Genomic DNA, 2,378 nt, shown 5'->3' with positions numbered 1-2,378 from the left:
GTGTCGGTACGGCGACTACCTCATCGCCATGAACACCAGCACCGACAAGACGGTCACCCTCCCCGCACGCCAGGACTTCGGCCCCGCCCGCGACCTCGCGACCGGGCGCACCATCGGTGCGGGCCAGCGGCCGAAGCTCGGCCCCCGCAGCACCCTGGTGCTCCACCGGAGCTGAGCCCGTCCGGGCCGGTGCGGTGCCGGGGACCGCACCGGCCCGGCCCCCTTCTCCACCACTCAACGCCGAGTGAGAGGACCCGTTCGTGAATGAGCCGCAGACCACCCCAGACACCCCCCCGACTCGCCGCCGCTTCCTGGGACTCGCCGCCGCGGGCGTCGGCACGGCGAGCCTCACCGGAGCCGTCTCACTGACCGGCGCCTCCCGTGCCGCCGCCGTCACCTCCGGCCTCACTGCCCTGAGCCACCCCGGCGTGCTGCACAGCCGCGCCGACCTCGACCGGATGCGCAGCAAGGTCGCGGCGGGCACCTCGCCGTGGATCGACGGCTACCAGGTCTTCGCCGCCGACTTCTTCTCGTCCTCCTCCTACGTGGTCGCGGGCGGCCGAGCGACCGTCACGCGCGGCACCACCCCCGAGAACGGCAACACGGAACTCTGGTACGACTGCAACGCCGCCTACCAGAACGCCCTCATGTGGTACATCACCCAGGACACTGCCCACGCCACCAAGGCCCTGGAGATCATCAAGTCCTGGACGAACGCGCTCCAGGTGATCAACGGCAAGGACGCCGAACTCGCCGCCGGCATCTACGGCGCCAAACTGGCCGCCGCCGTCGAGATCATGCACTACACCGGTCCAGCCGGCAGCTGGACCCAGGCCGAGCTCGACGCCACGGTCGCCATGTTCAAGAACATCTTCGTCCCGCTCATCAACATCTACGGCGACGGCGGCTACGGACTCATGGGACTGAAGGGCATGTTCCAGATCGCCGTCGCCTGCAACGACCTCACCCTCTTCAACGACGCCTACAACGCCTTCTACACCAACAGTTGCTGCGCGCTGACCAAGCTGATCCAGTCCGGCACCGGCCAGTGCTGCGAGTCCGGCCGCGACCAGGGCCACGCCCAACTGATCCTCGGCTCGCTCGCGGAGATCTGCCAGACCGGCTGGATCCAGGGCCTCGACCTGTACGGCGCCTCCAGCTCGCTGCTGCTGTCCGGCTTCGAGTACACAGCGAAGTACAACCTTGGCAACAGCGTTGCCTACGACGCCTCCTTCGGCCGGTGCGACTGGCACTGGCCGGCCATCGGCACGGACGGGCGCGGCGCGTTCAAGCCCATCTATGAGATGGCGTACAACCACTACGTCAAGCGTGCCGCGAAAACCGCCCCGTACACCGCCCAAGTCGCGGCAAACCTAAGGCCGGAAGGCGCACCGACCCAGTGTGACCAGCCGGGCTTCGGCACCCTCCTGTTCTCCCTCTGAGTTCCGATCGGACATCGCGTGATCCACAATCCCGTCCTGCGGGGCTTCGAACCCGACCCCGTGATCCTGCGGGTGGGCGACGACTTCTACATCGCCACCTCGACCTTCGAGTGGTATCCGGGCGTACGCATCCACCACTCCCGGGACCTGGTCAACTGGCGGGCGCTGGGCGGGATCCTGGACAGCCGACGGCTGCTCGACCTGACCGGCGTCCCGGACTCGGGAGGCATCTGGGCGCCCGGACTGTCCTACGCCGACGGCTTGTTCCACCTCGTCTTCACCGTCGTCGACACCTACGCCGAGGGCTGGAAGGACCTCCCCAACCACGTCACCACCGCACCCTCCATCGAGGGGCCCTGGTCCGACCCGGTGCCACTGCACGGCCGGGGCTTCGACGTCTCCCTCTTCCACGACGACGACGGCCGCAGCTGGCTGCTGAACATGCGGTTCGACTGGCGCCCGGAACGGCAGATGTTCGCCGGCATCGAGATCCAGGAGTACGACCGCGCGAAGCAGACCCTGCTGGGCCAACCGCGGACGATCACCATCGGCACCGCCGCGGGCGTCGCCGAAGGACCGCACCTGTACAAGAAGGACGGCTGGTACTACCTCGTACACGCAGAAGGCGGCACCGGCTACGAGCACGGAGCGGCCGTCGCCCGCTCCCGCGACCTCTTCGGTCCCTACGAACCCGATCCGGCGGGACCACTTCTGACCTCGCGCCACGATCCCTCTCTGGAACTGCAGAAGGCCGGCCACTGCTCCCTCGTGCGGACGGCGGCAGGGGAGTGGTATGCGGCCCACATCACTGCCCGCCCCTATTCCGAGCGCGGCCGATGCGTCCTCGGCCGCGAGACCGCACTGCAACCCATTACCTGGAACGCGGACGGCTGGCCTCAGATCGCTCAAGGCGTGCCCGCCGTGAGTGTGCCCGCC

Annotated in this window: 2 protein-coding genes; both read left to right on the top strand. The window is 68.5% G+C overall.

Translation table 11 applies throughout. The features are described from left to right. The first annotated feature begins 260 nt into the window (after positions 1 to 260). Positions 261 to 1,442 (top strand): alginate lyase family protein, encoded by a 1,182-nt coding sequence (locus tag EHS43_RS42780; protein WP_125195847.1) that lies wholly within the window; start codon positions 261 to 263, stop codon positions 1,440 to 1,442. An 18-nt stretch (positions 1,443 to 1,460) separates the two neighbouring features. Further along, the coding region (locus EHS43_RS42775) for a glycoside hydrolase family 43 protein (protein ID WP_148104278.1) at positions 1,461 to 2,378 on the top strand (918 nt) is incomplete at its 3' end.

Origin of the sequence: Streptomyces sp. RP5T (genome assembly GCF_003933965.1) — a bacterium.
Classification (GTDB): domain Bacteria; phylum Actinomycetota; class Actinomycetes; order Streptomycetales; family Streptomycetaceae; genus Streptomyces.
This window is presented reverse-complemented; position numbering and strand designations above follow the sequence as displayed.